18 protein-coding genes are annotated in these 22,042 nt (G+C 39.5%); 1 reads left to right on the top strand and 17 read right to left on the bottom strand.

The annotated features are described in order from the left end of the window. Window positions 1–113: 113 nt before the first annotated feature. From DIZ30_RS05040 to pdhA, 14 genes are all read right to left on the bottom strand, one after another. Window positions 114–452: a YlbG family protein gene (locus tag DIZ30_RS05040; protein WP_002295490.1), complete on the bottom strand. Its 339-nt coding sequence runs from the start codon at window positions 450–452 to the stop codon at window positions 114–116. Beyond that, a complete protein-coding gene (locus tag DIZ30_RS05035) occupies window positions 436–882 on the bottom strand; it encodes a YlbF family regulator (protein ID WP_002298984.1) in 447 nt (148 codons plus the stop codon). The genes DIZ30_RS05040 and DIZ30_RS05035 overlap by 17 nt, the downstream gene beginning before the upstream one ends. Beyond that, window positions 863–1,987, bottom strand: coding sequence for a CAP-associated domain-containing protein (locus DIZ30_RS05030; RefSeq protein ID WP_109023125.1), 1,125 nt, complete (start codon window positions 1,985–1,987; stop codon window positions 863–865). Before DIZ30_RS05030 ends, DIZ30_RS05035 begins: the two co-directional genes overlap by 20 nt. 20 nt (window positions 1,988–2,007) lie before the next feature. Further along, window positions 2,008–5,436, bottom strand: coding sequence for a pyruvate carboxylase (locus DIZ30_RS05025; RefSeq protein ID WP_002288741.1), 3,429 nt, complete (start codon window positions 5,434–5,436; stop codon window positions 2,008–2,010). A gap of 25 nt (window positions 5,437–5,461) precedes the next feature. Beyond that, on the bottom strand, window positions 5,462–6,625 hold the full coding sequence (locus DIZ30_RS05020; RefSeq protein WP_109023124.1) for an FtsW/RodA/SpoVE family cell cycle protein: 1,164 nt from the start codon (window positions 6,623–6,625) through the stop codon (window positions 5,462–5,464). Window positions 6,626–6,627: 2 nt separating this feature from the next. Then, entirely contained in the window at window positions 6,628–6,930 is a 303-nt protein-coding gene (locus tag DIZ30_RS05015; RefSeq protein ID WP_002298990.1) for a YlaN family protein, read from the bottom strand. 113 nt (window positions 6,931–7,043) lie between these two features. Beyond that, window positions 7,044–8,816 carry a DNA helicase RecQ gene (gene recQ / locus DIZ30_RS05010; protein WP_002288736.1) on the bottom strand — a complete coding sequence of 591 codons (1,773 nt, stop codon included), beginning with the start codon at window positions 8,814–8,816 and terminating at the stop codon, window positions 7,044–7,046. Between the two features lie 260 nt (window positions 8,817–9,076). Further along, entirely contained in the window at window positions 9,077–10,906 is a 1,830-nt protein-coding gene (typA, locus tag DIZ30_RS05005; protein WP_002288735.1) for a translational GTPase TypA, read from the bottom strand. 166 nt (window positions 10,907–11,072) lie between these two features. Continuing rightward, window positions 11,073–11,840 (bottom strand): inositol monophosphatase family protein, encoded by a 768-nt coding sequence (locus tag DIZ30_RS05000; protein WP_002295483.1) that lies wholly within the window; start codon window positions 11,838–11,840, stop codon window positions 11,073–11,075. A gap of 5 nt (window positions 11,841–11,845) precedes the next feature. Then, entirely contained in the window at window positions 11,846–12,121 is a 276-nt protein-coding gene (locus DIZ30_RS04995) for a UPF0223 family protein (RefSeq protein ID WP_002292206.1), read from the bottom strand. 161 nt (window positions 12,122–12,282) lie between these two features. Then, window positions 12,283–13,689, bottom strand: a complete 1,407-nt coding sequence (gene lpdA, locus DIZ30_RS04990) for a dihydrolipoyl dehydrogenase (protein ID WP_002289686.1) — start codon at window positions 13,687–13,689, stop codon at window positions 12,283–12,285. Window positions 13,690–13,696: 7 nt separating this feature from the next. After that, a complete protein-coding gene (locus tag DIZ30_RS04985) occupies window positions 13,697–15,340 on the bottom strand; it encodes a dihydrolipoyllysine-residue acetyltransferase (protein ID WP_002300399.1) in 1,644 nt (547 codons plus the stop codon). Between the two features lie 24 nt (window positions 15,341–15,364). Further along, on the bottom strand, window positions 15,365–16,342 hold the full coding sequence (locus tag DIZ30_RS04980) for an alpha-ketoacid dehydrogenase subunit beta (RefSeq protein ID WP_002289688.1): 978 nt from the start codon (window positions 16,340–16,342) through the stop codon (window positions 15,365–15,367). 2 nt (window positions 16,343–16,344) lie between these two features. After that, on the bottom strand, window positions 16,345–17,454 hold the full coding sequence (gene pdhA / locus DIZ30_RS04975) for a pyruvate dehydrogenase (acetyl-transferring) E1 component subunit alpha (protein ID WP_002289692.1): 1,110 nt from the start codon (window positions 17,452–17,454) through the stop codon (window positions 16,345–16,347). Window positions 17,455–17,615: 161 nt separating this feature from the next. On the opposite strand from pdhA, the gene DIZ30_RS13915 reads away from it, so the two are divergent. Further along, window positions 17,616–17,873, top strand: a complete 258-nt coding sequence (locus DIZ30_RS13915) for a hypothetical protein (RefSeq protein WP_073460623.1) — start codon at window positions 17,616–17,618, stop codon at window positions 17,871–17,873. 41 nt (window positions 17,874–17,914) lie between these two features. Here the strand turns inward: DIZ30_RS13915 and DIZ30_RS04965 are convergent, their stop codons facing one another. The 3 genes from DIZ30_RS04965 to mmsB form a co-directional block, all read right to left on the bottom strand. Then, window positions 17,915–19,339 (bottom strand): PLP-dependent aminotransferase family protein, encoded by a 1,425-nt coding sequence (locus DIZ30_RS04965; RefSeq protein WP_002298994.1) that lies wholly within the window; start codon window positions 19,337–19,339, stop codon window positions 17,915–17,917. Between the two features lie 263 nt (window positions 19,340–19,602). Then, window positions 19,603–20,580, bottom strand: coding sequence for a GMP reductase (gene guaC, locus DIZ30_RS04955; RefSeq protein ID WP_002287992.1), 978 nt, complete (start codon window positions 20,578–20,580; stop codon window positions 19,603–19,605). A gap of 256 nt (window positions 20,581–20,836) precedes the next feature. After that, complete coding sequence (gene mmsB / locus DIZ30_RS04950; RefSeq protein ID WP_109023123.1) at window positions 20,837–22,042, bottom strand: multiple monosaccharide ABC transporter permease; 1,206 nt, start codon at window positions 22,040–22,042, stop codon at window positions 20,837–20,839.

Raw genomic sequence — 22,042 nt, 5'->3', positions numbered from 1 at the left:
AATGGTACTGGTACTAGTATACCAAAAAAAAGACAAAAAAATACTTGGACAATGATCAAAAATCGATCGTTATCCAAGTTATTTTTTATTTAAAAACTGCTCATAAGAGATTTTTAAAGATGTTCAGCTAATCGGATTTCTGTATTTAGCTCTTCGATTTCGAAACCTTCGTCTTTTAATACTGTTTTGTTTCCTATTTTTTCGGCAAAATTCATTTCGATATCCGGTCGGTAAGAACGTTCCACGTTTCGAACAAAATGTAATTTACGGATTCGTTCTTCTGTTTCTTCAAATGTCTCTTCATTTAAGTAAAGCACGACATATTTCATTCTTCTTGAGACATAATGCAACAAGCCGAACTTTTTCAGATTCTTTAATTGTTTTAAGCTGTAGACCCATACGATCAGCCCGCGTCGTTTTGTTATTTCAAATTCACTATTGTCTAATTGCATGACAATTACCTCCGCATCCAAAGTGTTTTTTCGTTTCAAAAAACGGGCTACCTGCATCTACTTTGATTTCATTAGAAACTTCTTCGGCAAGTACTTGGACAATTTGATCCAACAGACTTTGCAGCTGTGTTTCACTATATCGGAAAGCTGCAACATGCTCATCCATATCAAGCTGTCTTTTTGCTTTTCGAACAGCTCGTTTTTTTTCACGATAATCAGGTGCATACTCACCATATGCCGCTACATTTTCAAACGCTTCTTTCTTAGACAAGAACGCTTCTTTCAACTGGCAAACTTTTGCAGATTCTTCCATTGACTGTTTATGTTCAAGATAAGAAGCCATCGTTTTACTCTTTTTTATCATTTCAGCGACTCGGAGGCATTGATCCTCCAGTTGAAACAGCTCTTCGTTAACGATCACTGCTATCACTACTTTCTCCGTTTTCTTCTTGCAATAAGACTAACATATTTTCTTTAGAAAAAGCAATGCCTACAGAATCCGTTCCCGGGTCCATGAAACGGTCATGGTTGTAAGGATCGCTGTACCAATATAAAAACGAAAAAGTAGCGTCGATCGCCGGATGAATAAATAGCCCACTAGTATTTTCTAATTTTTGTTTACTGATTAACTTCTCCAATTCATCATTCGTCAGTGAGAATTTCACTGTCGTTTGAGCACTGCCTAGCGATTTTTGCCAATCAGCCATACGTTCCTCTGACAATATTTCCTCAGGCCTTGTCAAAAAATCATGTAGTAGCAGCTGACTGTGGTTTTGAAAGGCAAGTGTTTGATTGTATATGGGAAGTTCGTCTTCTCTTCTAAGCATATTTAATAAAGTCGTACTTTTTCGTTCTTTAACGCGATTGATTGATTCCCAATCAGCCGATTTATCTGCTTGATAATGTGGAAGGCCTTCACCAAACACTTGATATGGCAATAGTTTCAAAAGACTATCTTTATCTGAATACACAACTGAAAATAGGCCGTTTGTTGTTTGATCAAAAAATAAAATAGCAAAAGTGTCGTTATCAAAAGCAATTAGCGGACGGTAATTCATATCCTCTTCCATTAGTTCGATTCCAACTTCTGTATCATGGTACTCAAAAGTGAAATTAGTATAGATAGTAGTGATTTTCGTAAGATCTTGCATCGTCATCCCTAAATAAAACGGCGCGATATCAGCAGGCCCTGTTTGCAGTACTTTAACAGTTGTGACTCTGCTGTCTTGGATGTTCGCTTCAAATGTGAGATGACTAGCTTTATTTTCATAATATCTTGTTTCAAAACCAAATCCGCTAGTTAATCGATCATAGGCTTGGCCAAAATCCTTTTCCAGCTGATCGATCGGTTTTCCGATATAAGTAGAAAAACCAGTTGCTTTAAGCTCCTGGTATTTCCACGTTGTCATTTGGTTTGCTATTTGTTGATCAGAGTTTTCCTTCACTTCAAGTTTTGGCGGAAACAAGACTGGTTCCATGTAGAATGCCACAATAACTAATAGCAGAATCAGCCAAAACAAACCCAGTCTTTTCATGTTTCCCCACCTTTCGCTTATTATTTCTCAGTCACTTCAATCAAAAGGTCACCAGACGAAATAGTGTCTCCTGAAGACACATATACATGTGCGACTTCTCCGTCAAAACGTGCTTCGATGGCCGTTTCCATCTTCATCGCTTCAGTAATCATCAACGTATCACCTTTTTTAACGTTATCGCCTTTTTTCACTAATACATCCAAAACAGAACCAGACATCGTTGCTCCAATTTGTTCTCGGTTTGTCGGTTCAGCTTTCAATCGGGTTTGGACCGTACTGATGATCGAATTATCTTTGATAGTGATTTCACGTCTTTGTCCATTCAAATTGAAGAACAGTACGCGATTCCCTTCGATATCGGGTTCTCCGATTTCATCTAAACGAATGATAAGCGTTTTTCCGCGTTCGATTTGTACATTGATTGTTTCACCCAAACGTATACCTTGGAAAAATGTTGGTGTGTCCAGTAATGTAACATCGCCAAATTGATTATATGCTTTTTGATAGTCCAAAAAGACTTGCGGATACATCAAATAGCTTAATACTTCGTCTTGTTTTGGTTCATAGCCAATTTTTTCTGCCAATTCTTTTTTTACTTCGTTGAAGTCGACTGATTCAGCCAAAAGACCTGGACGTTCATTCAATGCAGGTCTGCCTTTAAGAATAATCTTTTGCAATTTTTTAGGAAATCCGCCAACGGGTTGCCCTAGTTCTCCTTGGAAGAAAGTCACAACAGATTCAGGGAAACTTAGTGTTTCGCCTTTTTCATAAATATCTTCTTCTGTAAGATCATTTTGGACCATAAATAGTGCCATATCTCCAACTACTTTAGATGATGGAGTTACTTTAACGATATCGCCAAACATCAAGTTGACAGTATGATACATTTGTTTGATTTCATCCCAGCGATGACCTAATCCGACAGCTTTTGCCTGTTGCTGTAGATTCGAATACTGTCCTCCTGGCATTTCATGCATATATACTTCTGTTTCAGGAGCATTCAAGCCGTTTTCAAACGGTTTGTAATACATGCGCACATCTTCCCAATAATGGTTTAATTTCTGTGCATTTTCAATCGTGATTTCTGGCAGCCGTGGACCATTGACCAGTGCATAATACAAGCTGCTCATGCTAGGCTGACTAGTATTCCCACTCATTGCACTCATTGCCACGTCAACGATGTCTACTCCTGCTTTTGAAGCAGCAGAATAAGTGATGATTCCATTCCCGCTGGTGTCATGAGTATGCAGATGGATTGGCAGATCTGTCGTTTCTTTCAATTCACTAATCAAACGATAAGCTGCCTGCGGTTTAAGCAGCCCAGCCATATCTTTGATTGCAATGATATGCGCACCCAGTTGTTCTAGTTCCTTTGCCATGTCTTTATAATACTGAACATTGTATTTTGCCCGACTTGGATCGTTGATATCGCCAGTATAGCAAATAGCTGCCTCTGCGATTTTACCAGTATCCCGTACAGCTTGGATACTTTTTTCCATTTGTGGAGTCCAGTTCAAACTATCAAAGATTCGAAATACATCGATTCCTTGCGCTGCTGCTTCTTTGACAAATTCCACCAATACATTGTCAGGATAATTAGAATACCCAACGGCATTTGAACCTCTGAAAAGCATTTGCAGCAACGTATTAGGCATTAAAGAACGAATTTTTCTCAACCGTTGCCAAGGGTCTTCATTCAAAAAGCGGTAAGCCACATCAAATGTTGCTCCCCCCCACATCTCACTTGAAAAGAGTTCAGGAAGACCTTCTCCAGTCAAACGTGCAATCTGCTTGAAATCCTTTGTCCGAACACGAGTTGCTAGCAGACTTTGATGGGCGTCTCTAAATGTCGTATCCGTCAACAACAAATTTTCCTGTCCTTTGATCCATTCGACCAAAGCATCGGCACCCTTCGCATCTAATACATTCTTAGCCGTTACGTAATCAGTTCTTGTGATTAGATCTTTAGGCATACGTGGTTCTTCATAAAATGGTTTTTCGCCACTTTCGATACCTGGAAAACCATTCACAGTAATTTCACCGATATATTTCATCGTTTTGTTTCCGCGGTCTCGTAGTCGAGGAAATTCAAATAATGTTGCTGTACTATCAATGAAGGTTGTTTTTGCATTTCCTGATTGGAATTCAGGATGTGTGATGACATTGAGCATAAATGGAATGTTTGTTTTCACTCCACGGATTCTAAATTCTTTCAAGCAACGTTCCATTTTCTGAATGGCTGTTTCAAAAGTAGCACCATGCGTACATACTTTTACTAGCAATGAATCAAAATACGGTGTCACTACATAGCCCGCGTAAGCATTTCCGACATCCAGACGTACGCCAAAACCACCAGGTGAACGATACGTATCGATTTTCCCTGTGTCTGGTAAAAAGTTATTCAACGGGTCTTCTGTAGTGATTCGGCATTGAATGGCTGAACCATTTAATTTGATTCCTTCTTGCTGAGGCAATCCGATTTCTTTATGCAGATCCAAACCTTGAGCAATCAACAGTTGCGTTGTTACGATATCAATATCTGTAATCATTTCTGTGATCGTATGTTCCACTTGGACGCGAGGGTTGACTTCGATAAAGTAAAAATCATCTCCTTCAACAAGAAATTCTACTGTACCTGCGTTGACATACCCGACATATTTCATCAATTGGACAGCTGCCTGGCAGATTTTTTGACGTTGCTGTTCATTCATAGAGACACAAGGCGCTACTTCTACTACTTTTTGGTGACGGCGCTGAACAGAACAATCTCTTTCAAAAAGATGGATGACGTTTCCATGCGTATCCCCGAGAATCTGTACTTCGATATGTTTAGGATTAGCGATGTATTTTTCAACATACACTTCATCACTACCAAAGGCTGCTTTTGCTTCGCTTTTCGCACGTTCGTAGCCCTCTCTTGCACTCTTTTCATCGTGAGCTACACGCATGCCGCGTCCGCCGCCGCCTAGAGCTGCCTTGATCATAATCGGATAACCGTATTGTTTCGCAAACTCCAAGGCATCGTCTATAGAAGCGATTGGTCCATCTGTGCCTGGAATCGAAGCAATCCCCGCTTCGATAGCTGCAGCTTTTGCTTTGATTTTATCTCCAAAAATATCTAAATGATGCAGTTTGGGTCCAACAAAAATGATGCCTTCTTCTTCGCACCGTTGCGCAAAATTCAAGTTTTCCGACAAAAGACCGTAACCCGGATGAATAGCGTCAGCTCCGCATTCTTTCGCGATAGAAATGATCCCTTCAATATCTAGATACGCATCAATCGGTTTTTTTCCTTGTCCTACTAAATATGCTTCATCCGCTTTGAAACGGTGTACGGAATATTCATCTTCTTCTGCATAGATTCCAACAGTTTTAATTCCTAATTCTGTACAAGCACGAAATACACGTACAGCGATTTCACCCCTGTTAGCAACTAAAACTTTTTTCATCGAACCACTCCTACATCTTTTTTTATTATAAACCTAAGCTCTTGCGTTTTTCATCCGCACTGATGTTGAGGACAAAGCCGACACAAATCGAAAGCATCAGCAAACTGGAGCCTCCTTGACTTAAAAATGGGAACGTGATCCCTGTCAAAGGAATAACACCAGTAATTCCTCCAAGATTGACAAATACTTGGATCAAAAACATTGCGCCGATCCCAATGCACAAAAGCGAATTGAACGGATCTTTTGAACGGATACCTACAAGGAAAATGCGCACAATCATAAAGAATAGCAACGCTAATATCAAAATCCCCATAATCACTCCCAGTTCTTCCACTACGATTGCATAAATAAAATCGGTTTGTGCTTCTTGTAAAAATCCTTTTTTCTGGATACTGTTACCTAATCCCCTGCCAAATAGTCCTCCGTTGAACATGGCATAGTAGCCGTTGACTAGTTGATGCCCTTTATTTAATTCGTCTGAGAAAGGATTTTGGTAAATAGCAAATCGATTATAGATATACTGTAAACGTCCAGGTAAGATCTTTCCGTTTGTGATATTGATCAGCCAGATCGTAAAAGTACTTAGACAAAAGCCTCCTACTCCTACAATCAAAGTATACACATAATTGATTCCGCTGGCTAAAAGCAGAACCAAAATAATCAAAAAGATAACTGCCGCATTACCAAAATCGGGAAGAATAGCGACTAATGCAGTAAGTCCGATAACCATTGCAAGTGGACGTTTCACAGTCCCAAGAAAATCTTTTTGTACACTGTTTTGTCTTTTAGATAAAGTCAGAGACAGGTACCAGATAGAAATGATTTTTAGGTATTCGGCAGGTTGGATCGAGAATCCTGCAATTTGCAGCCAACCTTTCGCCCCATTGATCTCCTTACCAAAAAACACAACAATCAGCAGCAAAATCGTCAAAACTGCGATGGCTGCCATGATCAAACGCTGGTTTTTCAAAACATCTGTTTTCATTTTATAAAGTAGTGCGATAGCAATCAAGCTAAGCACCCAAAAAATACTCTGGTTAATGACTGATGCGGACGGATTTTGTCCGTTTTCTAATAATAGATACGACGTAGAACTATATACCATGATCAATCCCAATACACATAAAATTAAATAGGGAATCAAGATGCTATAGTCTAATAGATGCCTTTTTTTCACTTTCTTAGGCAAGTCTATTCCTCCTTGCCAACTTCTTTTTTATCATAATTTTCTTGGTAAACCTCACTATATAACTGATTCAATTCTCGTTCTAGCTCACTTAACATCAGCTGGCCCTCGTTCTTTCCGATTACTCCTATACGGACAGCAAAACCGACTTGCCGGGAAAAGCCGTACATCTGTGTATCTACCACTTCTTCGAAGGCTTTGCATTGTGAGATACAGAGACTGTTGTTTTGATTTCGGATTAATCGTTTGATCCGTTCTGCTTCATCATTTAATACTTGGATCGCAAGTTTTTTCGACAAAGAATCCATCTGTGCTTACCTCCCATTCTAATTCCTTAATTATAACATATTTGATTTTCATAAGGAGCAAAAAAAACAGATTTAACCAGTTGTTTTTATTCATTTTTACGTATTCGTTCTTTCTACTTATCCAGAACGTTAGAGTCCGCATTTTTTATCCGAGATAAAAAGGCTTCGCCATATTTATCAAGCTTGCTTTGGCCAACCCCTTTTATCTGAAGCATCTCCAATCTGCTTGATGGACGTATTCGGCTCATTTCTTTCAATGTGGAATCTGAAAATACGACATACGGGGGAACGCCTGCTTCTGATGCTAGATCCGTTCGCAGTTCCCGCAGCACTTCAAATAGTGTATCGGTTTCTTCATCCGATAGCTGCTGGACTTTCTTGGGTTCCTTTCGATAAACAGATTCTTGTCCTTTCAATACTTGTATCCCTCTTTCTGTTACTTTCAAAACAGGATACTCACCATTGATGGTCAGAAGATAGCCATTCGATATCAAATATTCAATTAACTGCATCGTTTCTTTTTGCGATTGGTTTTTCATCAGTCCATAGGTAGATAAATGTCCAAAACCTAAAGCTTGCAGCTTTTGTTCTTTCGATCCTGCTAAGACTTTCATCAGCATTTGTTTACCATAGTTCTCACCCATACGTTTTAAGCAAGAAAGAACCATCTGTGCTTCTGTCGTTACTTCTACTATTTCTCTGTCATCTAAACAGTTACCACAACGGTTGCACGGACTGCTTGTCTCGCCAAAATAGTTTAGGATGTATTGCTGAAGACAGGACTCAATATACACGTATTCTGTCATCGCTTTTAATTTTTCATATTCTTTTTGCTTTTGCCCTTCTTCTCTTTGGGACTGCTGGATAAAAAACTTTTGGACTTGGATATCTTGAGGAGAGAAAAGCAGGATGGCTTCACTGGAAAGACCATCTCTTCCCGCCCGACCAGCTTCCTGATAGTATGCTTCTAGAGAGCCAGGAATTTGATAATGGATAACAAAACGGACATTGCTTTTATTTATACCCATACCAAATGCATTTGTCGCTACAATCAGCTGCAAGCGATCGTATAAAAAGGCTTCTTGCATTTCTGTTCGCTCATTCTCATTTAGACCACCATGATATCTACCCACGGAAAAATCGAATTTTTTAAGCAAATGATAGAGACGGTCTACTTCTTTTCTCGTTGCTGCATAAATGATACCAGATTGATTTTTGTTGATCTTTAAATATTCGATTAGATATTGTTCTTTTTTTTGATCTTTAATTACTTGAAATCGTAGATTTTCTCGTTCAAAACCAGTCTGAATATGGTTGTTTTCTGGAATTTTTAAAAGTCTTTTTATGTCAGCAGCTACTTGCACAGTCGCTGTAGCTGTCAAAGCAACAATTACAGGACGATTTGGCAGTTGATCTAGCTGGTTCGCCATCTGTAAATAACTTGGGCGGAAATCATGCCCCCACTGAGAGATACAATGTGCCTCGTCAATAGCGATCATACGGACGTTCCATCGCTTCATTGCTTGGATAAAATCTGGCATGATAAAACGTTCAGGAGCGATATAAAGTAAACGGTACTGCTGTCTATCGATTTCTTGGAAGCGTCTAGCTGTTTCGTAACCATCTAACGAGCTATTGATAAAAGTGGCGGGTATACCTAATTGATTCGCCGCGTCCACCTGATCCTTCATCAAAGAGATTAAAGGGGACACAACCACAGTAAGCCCATCTAATAGTAAAGCTGGAAGCTGGTAACAGATTGATTTCCCACTTCCGGTAGGCATGATTCCTAATACATTTTCCTGATCAATGACTTTCTGGATAATTTCTTTTTGACCAGGTCTAAACTCATCATAGCCAAAGTATTGTTTTAATAAGTCGTTCATCTTCCCGCTCCTTTCTCTTGCCATTTTACTTCGATTTTCTTCGAAGGACAAGTTGATCTCCTTTCGTGAAACATTATCTTGTTATGAAACAAAAACTCTCTAGAAATAAGTTTTTTAAAAGTCTTTTAAACGTCTTTTGGCGTATTTTCTGAATTTATGTCCATTGACAAAGATGACTTCTCCACAGAAAAGAGTTGGACAAAAAAAGAAACCAGCTATTTTTTATAACAAGCTGGTTTCTCTCTTCATCCTTTTACAGATTATTTTTTCTTTTTAGATGCTTTTTCACGAGCATTTTTCTCTAAAATTTGTTTTCTCAAGCGAATGCTTTCTGGTGTTACTTCGCAATACTCATCATCATTCAAGAATTCCAAAGATTCTTCCAACGTCAATTGTTTTGGTTTTTTGATGACAGATGTTTGGTCTTTAGTAGCAGACCGTACGTTTGTCATTTGTTTTGCTTTCGTGATGTTGACAGTCAAATCATTATCACGGCTGTTTTCCCCGATAATCATTCCTTCATATACTTCTGTACCTGGTTCTACGAAGACTGTACCGCGTTCTTCGATACTCATGATAGAATAAGTCGTTGCTTTTCCTGTATCGATCGAAACAAGCGCCCCTTGGTGACGTCCGCCAATTTGACCAGGAAGCATTGGCAGATATTGATCAAAAGTATGGTTCATGATTCCGTAACCACGTGTCATTGAAAGGAATTCAGTTGAATAACCAATCAAACCTCGGGCAGGTGTTAAGAATGTCAAACGGATTTGTCCGTTTCCTGTATGGACCATATCTTGCATTTCACCTTTACGTAAGCTCAAGGACTCGATAACACTACCCATATATTCTTCTGGTGTATCGATTTGCACGCGTTCAAACGGTTCGCATTTTACACCGTCGATTTCTTTTTCAATAACTTCTGGACGAGATACTTGCAATTCGTATCCCTCACGGCGCATGTTTTCAATCAAGATAGACAAATGCAATTCTCCACGACCAGAAACTGTCCATGCATCTGGAGAGTTTGTTGGTTCAACTCGTAAGGATACATCTGTTTGAAGTTCTGCCATCAAACGTTCTTCAATCTTACGAGCGGTTACGAATTTACCTTCTCGACCGGCAAATGGTGAATTATTAACTAAGAAAGTCATTTGCAATGTTGGTTCGTCAATGTGAAGGATAGGTAACGCATCTTGATGATCCACAGGAGTAACTGTTTCACCGACAAAGATATCTTCCATACCTGAGACAGCAATCAAGTCTCCAGCTTTTGCTTCTTGAATCTCTAGACGTTTTAGTCCAAAGAAACCAAATAATTTCGTTACACGAAATTTCTTAACTGTTCCGTCTAATTTAATTAATGCTACTTGGTCTCCTACTTTGATTGTTCCTCTAAATACACGTCCGATTCCGATACGACCTACATAATCGTTGTAGTCAAGTAATGAAACTTGGAATTGTAATGGTTCGTCGCTGTTATCGACAGGAGCAGGGATTTTTTCAATAATTGTATCAAAAATAGGTGCCATGGTTGGTTCTTGATCTGCTGGATCATCTGACAAGCTTGACGTACCATTTAGTGCAGATGCATAAATCACAGGAAAGTCTAACTGATCATCATCTGCTCCTAATTCGATGAATAGTTCAAGAACTTCATCTACGACATGCTCAGGACGAGCAGAAGGTTTGTCAATCTTGTTTACGACAACGATTGGTGTGATATGTTGTTCCAGTGCTTTTTTCAATACAAAACGTGTTTGAGGCATTGTTCCTTCATACGCATCTACGACCAACACAACGCCGTCAACCATTTTCATGATCCGTTCTACTTCGCCACCGAAGTCCGCGTGTCCTGGAGTATCCATGATGTTTACGCGAATTCCTTTATAGTCTACAGCTGTGTTTTTGGCTAAAATCGTGATACCACGTTCTTTTTCTAGCGCATTTGAGTCCATCGCACGTTCTTGCAATTGCGTATGTGCGTCTAATGTATCTGATTGTTTTAATAGTTCATCAACTAATGTTGTTTTTCCGTGGTCAACGTGGGCAATAATTGCGACGTTACGGATATCGTTTCTATAATTCAATGTAACTAACTCCTTTTTTATTGGTTCTTTATGACAGGGCAAATTTTACTCGACTGCTAATTATAGCAGACTTTTTTCATGAAATATAGTAAAATGTTTTCATTTTTTCGAGAAAATTAATCTTTTGCCCGTTTTTATCATTTTTGTGAATGATTTCTACCTTTTTTCAGCCTTCTTTTTTCAAAAGGTCTGCGATTTCTGCATATGCACAAGAAGTCCCTGCTAAATAGTATTCCCTTTTTTCAAATGTCAAAGGAGTACCAAAAAGACCGCTTGTTACCATACCAAACTCTTCCAATAAGACATTTCCCGCTGCATAATCCCAAGGGCTAAGGTTTGAAATATAAGCAATGTGGTTTCCTTTCAAGATTGCCACTAGTTCAAGACCAGCGCATCCGTACATACGTGTCCCCATGCTGCTTTCCGCAATTTCTCGGATTCCATATTTATTATGACCGAAAAGATAACTATTCACACCAAGTAAGCCTTCCGATAAGGATTTATTTGCTGGTCTAGGCAATGGCTCATCATTTTTATACACGCCTATTCCTTTTCCACCCCAAAAAAGTTCATTTCTCATCACGTCATAAATGAAACCAAGCTTTCCAACGCCGGATTCATAAACAGCGAGCATAATACAAAAATTTTCCCCTTCAATCACAAAATTCAAGGTGCCATCAATAGGATCGATGATAAAGACTCTTCCATCGAGATCCGATAATTGATTACACCCTTCTTCTTCTGCCAATATTTTCGCCTCTGGATCAAAGGAATGGATTTTTTCGATTAGAAAATTCTGGATGTTTCGATCGACATTTGTTACTAGATCCGTTCGATTTGATTTTTGCGAGATTGTTAATGTTTGTTGAGAAGATTTGATTTTCTCACCAGCTTCTTCAAGCCAGGACTTGATATGATCAATCATCTGTTCCATTTATCTCACCCGTTCATTCTCAAAGTTTTGTTTGGATTTTTTTTTGCTTGCTGCACTGTACGATATAAAGAATAACCGGAAGCTTTTTCAAATTCCCGTCCCAATCGTTTTTCCTCACCAATGGATTTGACAACAGTTTTAAACTGCTGATAAGTCTTCAAAAAAGCTTCATTGTTTATCCCTTTTTCATTCGCACGTTCCAGATCTTCCCACATCTTCATTACAATGACCATTTCGTCTGTTGTCCAATCTAAATCAAGTGGATACTGATATTCTTGCATCTTCAACTCTCCTATTTCATATTCCTCTTCAGTGTAGCATAGGAAGTGGTAATAAACCAAGAAGTTGTCATATTTTTAAGTTTACATAATAATATTATTGATAATTCTAAAAAACAAAACGCAACTGATTTTTCAGTTGCGTTTCGCCTGTATTATTCAAATCAAATATGGATTGGTAAACCTAATGCTAATTCCGAAGCATCCATGACGATTTCGCCAAGAGATGGATGAGGATGAATCGTCAAGGCGATATCTTCAGCATTCATTCCTGATTCGATTGCTAAAGCTAATTCAGAGACCATATCACTTGCGCCGACTCCACCGATTTGCGCGCCAATAAGCACGTTATCTTCGATCGTCGTGACTAAACGGATGAATCCTTCCGTTTTACCTAGCGATAATGCTCGACCGTTCCCTGAGAATGGAAATTTATATGCTTTCGCTTCGATACCTGCGTCTTTTGCTTCTTTGATTGTCATACCTACAGAAGCCAATTCCGGATCAGTAAAGGCAACTGCTGGCATTGCTTTATAATCTACAGCTACTTTTTTGCCAGAGATTGCTTCAGCAGCGATTTTTGCTTCGTAACTAGCTTTATGCGCTAATGCCGCCCCTGGAACGATATCACCGATGGCATAGATATTAGGTACGTTCGTACGTCCTTGTTTATCTACTGTGATCAATCCACGTTCTCCTACTTCGACACCCGCTTGTTCTAAGCCCATATCATCCGTATTTGGACGACGTCCTACAGTGACCATCACATAGTCAGCAGTAACAGATTCTTCTTTCCCGTCCACTGCATATTTCACTGTCACACTGTCACCGTTATCGACTGCTTCTTTTGCCATCGCATTCGTTACGACTGTTACACCTTTTTTCTTGAAATCATCTTCTACTAATTTTACGAGATCTTTTTCGTAAGTTGGTAAAATTTGTGGTGAGCCTTCAAGAATCGTTACTTCTGCTCCTAAGTTTGCGTACGCTCCGCCCAATTCGGCACCAATCACACCGCCACCGATGATCACAAATTTCTTAGGTACTTCTTTCAATGCTAATCCGCCAGTAGAATCTAACACACGTCCGCCGAATTTAAATCCTGGAATCTCGATTGGACGGGAACCTGTTGCGATGATTGCGTTATTGAACGAATAAGTTTGAGCTGAATCTGGATGAATGACGCGTAGTGTGTGATCATCTACGAAGAACGCTTCGCCTTCGATTGTTTCAACCTTATGTTTTTTTAATAGAAAACCAACACCAGAAGTCAACGTATGGACAACTTTGTTTTCTTTCCATTCTTGTGTTTTCGCAAAATCTAGTTTGACATTTTCGCTAGTTACTCCAAACATTTCGGAATCTAGTGACTCTTGATAATGGTGTCCCGCAGCTATCAATGCTTTTGAAGGAATACAGCCGACGTTCAAACAAACACCGCCAATATATTCTCTTTCAATGATTGCTACTTTTTGTCCCATTTCAGCAGCACGGATGGCAGCTACATAGCCGCCAGGTCCCGCACCGATTACAACTGTATCTAATTCTACAGCAAAATCTCCAACTACCATTTGTTTATCATCCTTCCATCATTAATAGCTCTGGATCAGCTAAAAGACGTTTGATATTGTTCATTGCTTGTTGCGCAGTTGCTCCATCTACGATACGGTGATCAAAACTTAGTGATAGTTTCATCACACGACCGACAACGATTTCGCCTTCAGCGTTTACGATTGGTTGTTGCGCAATCGTTCCTACACCTAAAATAGCTACTTCTGGATAGTTGATGACTGGTGTAAACCAACCGCCACCTACAGATCCGATATTGCTGATCGTAATTGTTCCATTGCGCATATCTTCTGCAGATAGTTTGCCGTCATGAGCTAATTTTGCTTTCTCATTGATTTCATCTGCAATAGCAAACATTCCTTTGCGGTCTGCATCTTTTACATTTGGTACATATAATCCGTGATCCGTATCTGTTGCAATACCGATATTGTAGTAATGTTTATAAACGATTTCTTGGTTTGCATCGTCAATAGATGCATTTAATACTGGGTATTTCTTAACAGTCGCTGTTAAAGCTTTCACGACATATGGCAAGAAAGTAAGTTTCGTACCATTTGCAGCAGCTACTTCTTTGAATCGTTTCCGATTATCCCATAGTTTAGACACTTCTACTTCATCATGCAATGTCACGTGTGGAGCTGTATGCTTACTATTGACCATTGCTTTAGCAATAGCTTTACGTGTTGGTGTCATTGCTACACGCTCTTCCAAATCTCCTAAGTTGGACTTGAATGGTTTTGCTGGTTCAGCGGGTTTGCTTTCTGCTGCAGGAGCTGCTTCTTTCGGAGTTGCCGCTTCTGGCGCTTCTGATTTCGCTGGTGCGCTGCTTGGAGCTCCTGCCAAGAAGTTTTCGATGTCCTCTTTTGTTACTCTGCCACCTTTTCCAGTTGCAGTTACTTGTGAGATATCTACATCTTTTTCACGGGCAAATTGACGAACAGATGGCATAGCCAATACACGTTTATTTGGATCGGCAGCTTCAACGACACTTGCTGAACCTGATGTTTCCACTTTTTCTTTTGGTGCTTCAGCTGATGGCGCACTAGTTGACGGTGCACTATTGTGTCCAGGAGCATCGATTTCTACTAATACATCCCCAACATTTGCTACAGTGCCTTCTGGAACAATCACGTTTTTAACTGTCCCTGTGACAGGTGACGGAATTTCTTCTACTGATTTGTCATTTTGAACTTCTAGTAACGTATCATCTTCATTGATCGTATCTCCTGGTTTGACGAACCATTTGACGATTTCACCTTCTGCGATTCCTTCACCGATATCCGGTAACTTAAATTGGAAGACTCCTTCGCTTGACGATCCAGCTGATTCTGTATCAACAGTGGGTTCAGCAGCCGGTTTAGCTGGAGTTTGGGATTCTGCGGCTACACCACTGTCCCCTTCATTGTCTTCGTGTCCTGGTGCATCGATTTCTACTAATACATCCCCAACATTTGCTACGGTACCTTCTGGAACAATCACATTTTTAACCGTTCCTGTAACAGGTGACGGGATTTCTTCTACTGATTTGTCATTTTGAACTTCTAGTAATGTATCATCTTCATTGATCGTATCTCCTGGTTTGACGAACCATTTGACGATTTCACCTTCTGCGATTCCTTCACCGATATCCGGCAATTTAAATTGATAAGCCATGACTTTGTTTCGTCCCTTCTTTTCTTAAAATTCCGCGATTTCTTTTACTTTGTCTTCGATATCTTTTGCATTTGGCAACCAGACATTTTCTGCTTGTCCAAATGGGAAGACTGTATCAGGTGCAGAAACTCGTCCGATTGGGGCTTCTAATGAAAGGATAGCGCGTTCTGAGATCTCAGAAACTACTTGCGCGGCAACGCCCGCTTGTCGTTGTGCTTCTTGGACAACAACTACGCGACCAGTTTTTTCCACGGATTGAATGATCGTTTCTACATCTAATGGCGCAACTGTACGAAGATCAATGATTTCAACAGATATATTTTCTTTTGCAAGATTGTCTGCTGCTTTGATTGCTTCACGCACCATTGCTCCGTATGTGATAATAGATACATCTGTTCCCTCACGAGTAACTGCTGCTTTATCCAAAGGAACTTCGTAAGCTTCATCCGGCACTTCTTCTCGGAATGAGCGATATAGTTTCATGTGTTCTAGGAAAACAACCGGATCGTTACTTCTAATAGAAGAAATCAATAGTCCTTTTGCATCATAAGGGTTGGAAGGAATCACTACTCGAATACCAGGAGACTGAGCGATCAAACCTTCTAAATTATCCGAATGCAATTCTGGTGTATGAACACCGCCACCAAATGGCGAACGAATTGTGATGGGTAGATTTCTAGTGCCGCTCATTCGATATCTTGTACGAGCCATTTGAGCTACTACTTCGTCCATTGCTTCGAAAATAAAACCAAAGAATTGGATTTCAGGAACTGGACGAAATCCTTCTAACGCAAGACCGAAACTCAATCCTGCGATTCCAGATTCAGCTAAAGGAGTATCGAATACTCGGTCTTCTCCGAACTTTTCCTGCAATCCTTCAGTTGCCCGGAAAACTCCTCCGTTTTTCCCAACATCTTCACCAAAAACAACGACATTCTCGTCATTTTCTAGTTCAAGTGCTAAGGCATCTGTGATTGCTTGGATCATTGTTTTTTGTGCCATGATTATTTCGACTCCTTCGCTTCATAAATTGCAATTTGTTCTTTGATTGATTGTGGAGATACTTCGAACATGTTTTTCAAGAAATCTGAAACCTTCTGTTTTGGTACTTTGTCGGCTTCAGCAATAGCTGCTTTGATTTCTTCTTTAGTTGCTTCGATGACTTGTTCTTCTTTTTCTTCAGACCAAAGTCCTTTTTCCGTCAAATATTTACGGAAGCGGATCAATGGATCTTTTTTCTGCCAATCGTCATCTGTGTCTTTTGTACGGTAGCGGGTTGGATCGTCACCAGATAGTGTATGTGGTCCATAACGATAAGTCAGTGTTTCGATTAGGACTGGTCCATTTCCACTGATTGCCCATTCCCGTGCCATTTTAGATACAGTATATACTGCAAGCGGATCCATTCCATCGACTTGAATACCAGGAATCCCAGCTGCGACAGCTTTTTGTGCAAGTGTTTTTGCTGCAGTTTGTTTTTCACGAGGTGTAGAGATCGCATACCCGTTGTTTTGGATATAAAATACGGCATTTGCATGGTAAGCGCCAGCGAAATTGATTGCTTCGTAAAAATCACCTTGTGATGAACCGCCATCACCAGTATAAGTGAAGACGACATTTTTCTTGTTTCGTTTCTTCAAACCTAATGCAACACCGGCTGCTTGTACATATTGTGCACCGATGATGATTTGTGGTGGTAGAGCTTTCAATTCTTCCGGATAAGAATTACCTGCAGCATGTCCTCTAGACCATAAAAAAGCTTGAGATAAAGGTAAACCATGTTTTACTAGTTGAGGTACATCCCGATAACCTGGAAGAAGAACATCTTCTTTATCAAATGCGTAAGCACTAGCCAGCTGACTTGCCTCTTGTCCAGCAGTTGGTGCAAAAAAGCCTAGGCGTCCTTGGCGGTTCAGCGCTGTTGAACGTTGGTCTAATACACGAGACCATACCATATGAGTCATTAATTCAACGAGTTCATCATCGGATAAATCAGGTACTAAATCTTTGTTAACTACGTTTCCATCTTGATCAAGTGCTTGATATACTGGGAAATCTGCATTGACTTCATCTAGCAGTGCTTGGAAGTCGATCGGTGCTTTTTTGTTTGCCATTTGTCACACATTCCTCTCTCATCTATAAGAAAATCTCTTCATTCTGCGATTGAAACAGTGAATAAAACTGTATCACTATTTAACCGTCTTCATTAATAAATTATCATGGATTTATGAGAAATACAAGCTAAAAGCACAAATTTTCACGATGAAAGGAAATTATGCCAATCCGCATATTAACAGCATTAGTGAATATAATCACAATAAGGAAAGCGTTTTATATTTCATCTGCATTTTTTCTATTTTCTAATCAAACTTACAACCATCTGTTTCTATTTAGAAACGTTGGTGTTATACAGTTTTGTTGCAAATATTTATTTTATTTACACATCGTGAACGGACGTACAAATAATGGTTTTTTCTTAGTTTCTTTATATCGTATTCTTTTTCCGAAAAAAAAGAAACAGCTTGAAATTTAAATCCAAGCTGTTATATTCTTTAATCTATTTACTTTGTTAAATTATTCTGTTAACCACTTTTCTAGAATTTTCATCTTTGAATAAAACAACGGTATTTGGGTTTCATCCAGCCTACTGTAATTGATTCTGATTCCATTTATATCTTGCCCAAAAAGTAGACTTGGTGCAATTCCAAGACCCATATCTACTACTTTTTCTGCTAGTTCGGGGTCTAGTTTTTTCCCATCCCAAGTAATCCAGGCATAGTAACCACCTAAAATTGAATGAAGCTTGAAAAACGATTGTGAATCTCCCCAAGCGCTTATCAGTCGGCTTTTTTCTTTCAACTTTTTTCTTACATCTTGCATTTTCAAATCAATTGCTTCATTAAATACATTAGCCACTGTGATTTGTGTAAGGATATTCATCGAAAACTCCATCATTTCTTGCGCTTGAGCTAGTTGCGAGATAAAAGTCTCAGGTCCTATCACCCAACCGATTTTCGTTGTTTTTCCTAAAACCCTAGATAACGAACCGACGTATAACACATTATCCGGATCAATCGTTCGTATAGGAAGGACTTCTTCTTGATTTAGAAATGAAAGATCCGTAAATACATCGTCTTCAATAATTGGAAGCCGATACTGTCGACACAATTCTACTAGCTTTTCTCGTCGTTTTTGACTCATCACTTTTCCTGTAGGGTTTTGAAAATTCGGGTTGATAAGCACTGCTTTCAATTTATTTTTATGGATCGATTCTTTCAGTTTTTCTAAGTCGATCCCTTCTTCATCCATCGGTATCCCAAATAAACGCGTTCCTGAAGCTTTGAAAAGAGGTAATCGATAAAAAAAAGAAGGTGACTCTACAGCTATCCCCTCTCCAGCTGAAAGAATCGTTTGTAAAATCAAAAAGATTGCTTGCTGACCGCCACCAGTCACAAGAAGCTGGTTGGGGGAAAATGCCAATTCAAATTTACTTTCCAAATACCGTTTGATTTTGTTACGTAACGGAGTATAGCCTAAAAGATCCATTTCTTTTTCTTCCGCTAAGATTTCTTCAAGAGAATAAGAAGGAAACTCAAAATTCGGCAAAAGCTCATCTGGCATCTCGCTAGCGTATAAATCAAGAAACGATGTTTTTTGGATCTGCTTTGCTTCTCTTATTTTTTGCTCATACCAGTCCATCTGCTCATAACGAGGAGAGATCATTTGCCGCCAATCGATTCTTGGAACAGCGAATTTCCCCCATTCAGTCTGATTAACAAACCATCCGCTGCCACGTTTGCTCGTTAGTACCCCAAGCTCCCTAAGCTCTTCCAATGCATGGACAACGGTGGAACGATTCACACCAAAAAGTTGCCCTAGTTTTCGTTCTGATTCAAGTTGACTTCCAGGATTGATCCTTCCGTTTTCGATTTCTCTCATAATCTGTTCCATGATTTGACGATAAATCGGTCCTTGTTTTTTCTCTACTTTTTCCCACATAAGCTTCTCTTTTCTATTGTCTATTTTTTCTTTTGATTTTACCGAATTTACGAGAAAAAAGAAAAACTTTTTTTGCAAAACATAAGGGACTGTGACAAAAGTCTTATCACAGTCCCTTATTCTGAATAATGATGTTCAAAAGCTTGTATCTGCGATAATAAGTCCAGCCAAACAAAACATATAAAGAACTATTTTTGTTTGGCTGTTCTTATTACTTAATGCAGGACAACTTTTTCACAACATCCTAATATTTTATTTATTTTTTAGATTGTGTCTCCATTAAAAATCGAATTTTTCACGATGACATAGTCAACTTTTCGAATGGCTTCCAGATCTCTTCCTCCAGCATAAGAAATAGATGATTGAAGGTCTTGTTGCATTTCCACTAGTGTATCTTTCAAAGATCCTTTATGCTGGATCCAGATTTTCTTTCCTTCAACATTTCGTTTTTCGCCTTTTTGGAATTCTGAAGCAGAACCAAAGTATTCTTTATACACGATTCCATTTTCGACTTTTGTTTCGCCAGGAGATTCCTCGTGACCGGCAAACAATGAACCAATCATGACCATTGTCGCACCAAAACGGACAGATTTTGCAATATCGCCATGTGTTCTGATCCCACCGTCAGCGATGATCGGCTTGCGAGCTGCTTTCGCACACCATCTAAGAGCTGCCAGTTGCCAGCCTCCAGTCCCAAAGCCTGTCTTGATTTTTGTAATACATACTTTTCCTGGACCAATCCCGACTTTTGTTGCATCTGCGCCCGCATTTTCCAATTCACGGACGGCTTCCGGTGTACCAACATTACCGGCAATCACAAAAGTTTCAGGCAAATATTTTTTAATATGCTGAATCATATCAATAACTGAGTTAGCATGTCCATGTGCGATGTCGATAGTGATATAATCAGGATTTAGCGATTCTTCTGCCAACTTCTCTATAAAGGAATATTCCTCTTTCTTGACGCCAACACTGATTGAGGTAATCAATCCACGCTTTTTCATTTTTTTGATAAACGGAATTCGAGCTGCTTCATCAAACCGATGCATGATATAGAAATAACCATTTTCCGCTAAGAATTCTGCGATTGTTTCATCAATAATCGTCTGCATGTTGGCAGGCACTACTGGCATTTTGAATGTATGTTTACCTAATGTGACCGTTGTATCACATTCAGAACGGCTATTTACGATACATTTATTAGGAATTAATTGAATATCTTCGTAATCAAATACTTTCATTACATTATCCTCCTGATGTTCACATCCAGCAAAACACGAACATTATTAATTTAATCAAGGCTTTTTTTAGCGCCCTATGTAATTTAACTCAATTAAGCAAAAAAATCAAGAGCAAAAAGAGAATTTATACGAATGGTAAAAAAACATATATTATTTTTAGTCTATACAAACGAAACAATGAATGTTCGCTTTTAGCAAAAAAAAGACTGTGACAAATGTCTTGTCACAGTCTTTTTTCTGAATAACCGGCGTTCTCCTACGTTGTTCGTTTTTTCTTATTATACAAGTCTAACACAACGGCTAAAAGCAAGATCAATCCTTTGATTGCCTGCTGCCAGTCTACCCCGACGCCTAAAATCGACATGCCATTGTTCAATACACCCATGACCAAGCCACCGACAATCGCACCCATGATTGTTCCAATGCCGCCGGAAGTCGAAGCACCACCAAAATATACTGCCGCCATTGCATCCAGTTCCATCGATGTACCTGCTTGAGGTGTTGCCGCATTCAATCGAGCAGCTAAAACTAATCCAGCTAAAGCTGCCATGACTCCCATGTTGACGAATACCCAGAACGTGATTCGCTTTGTTTTGATCCCTGATAGTTCAGCCGCTTTTCGATTTCCGCCCGTCGCATAAATCTGTCGACCTGCTACTGTTTTATTTGTCAAAAACCCATATGCTGCAACGATCAAACCAAGAATGATCAAAATAATCGGATACCCTTGATAAGAGGCAAAGATATAAGTTATTCCTAGTACAACGACTGCTGTAAATACCGCCTTTACCAAGAAAGCTGCTGGAGATTCCACTTCAAATAAATGATTTTTCCGACGATTTCTTGTTCGCCATTGACCAACAACTAACACGATCGTGATGATCATTCCTAAAATCAATGTCAAGAAGTGAAGGCTGCTTCCTTCGCTTAAGTCTGGTAAATAACCCGTAGACATTTTTTGGAAAACAGCTGGAAAAGGTGCTAGAGATTGGCCTCCTAGAACAACTTGTGTCAGTCCACGAAACATCAGCAATCCTGCTAAAGTCACGATAAACGCCGGTATCCCTGCATAAGCTACCCAAAAACCTTGCCATGCGCCGATCAGCCCGCCTACTGCAAGACATGCGATAACTGTCATCCACGGGTTCATTTGGCGATTGACCATCATCATGCCCGCAATTGCACCAACAAACGCCATCACTGACCCTACCGACAAATCCACATGACCTAAGAGCACAACTAATAACATCCCTACAGCTAGTACTAATATATGGCTATTTTGCAGAACAAGGTTAGTTATATTCAATGGACGCCAGAAAATACCATCCGTCATCAATTGAAACGCAATAAGTAGTCCCGCTAAAATGATCACCATGCTGTAGCGACCAAAAAGATCAGCTGCTCTACTTTTCAAATTTAGTTTTTTCTCTTTTTTATCCGTAAGATTTTTTGCCTGTTCCAA

Origin of the sequence: Enterococcus sp. H57 (assembly GCF_003112495.1) — a bacterium.
GTDB classification, from domain to species: Bacteria; Bacillota; Bacilli; order Lactobacillales; family Enterococcaceae; genus Enterococcus_B; species Enterococcus_B faecium.
Note: the sequence above shows the minus strand (reverse complement) of the source record. Positions and strands in the feature narration are given on the sequence as shown.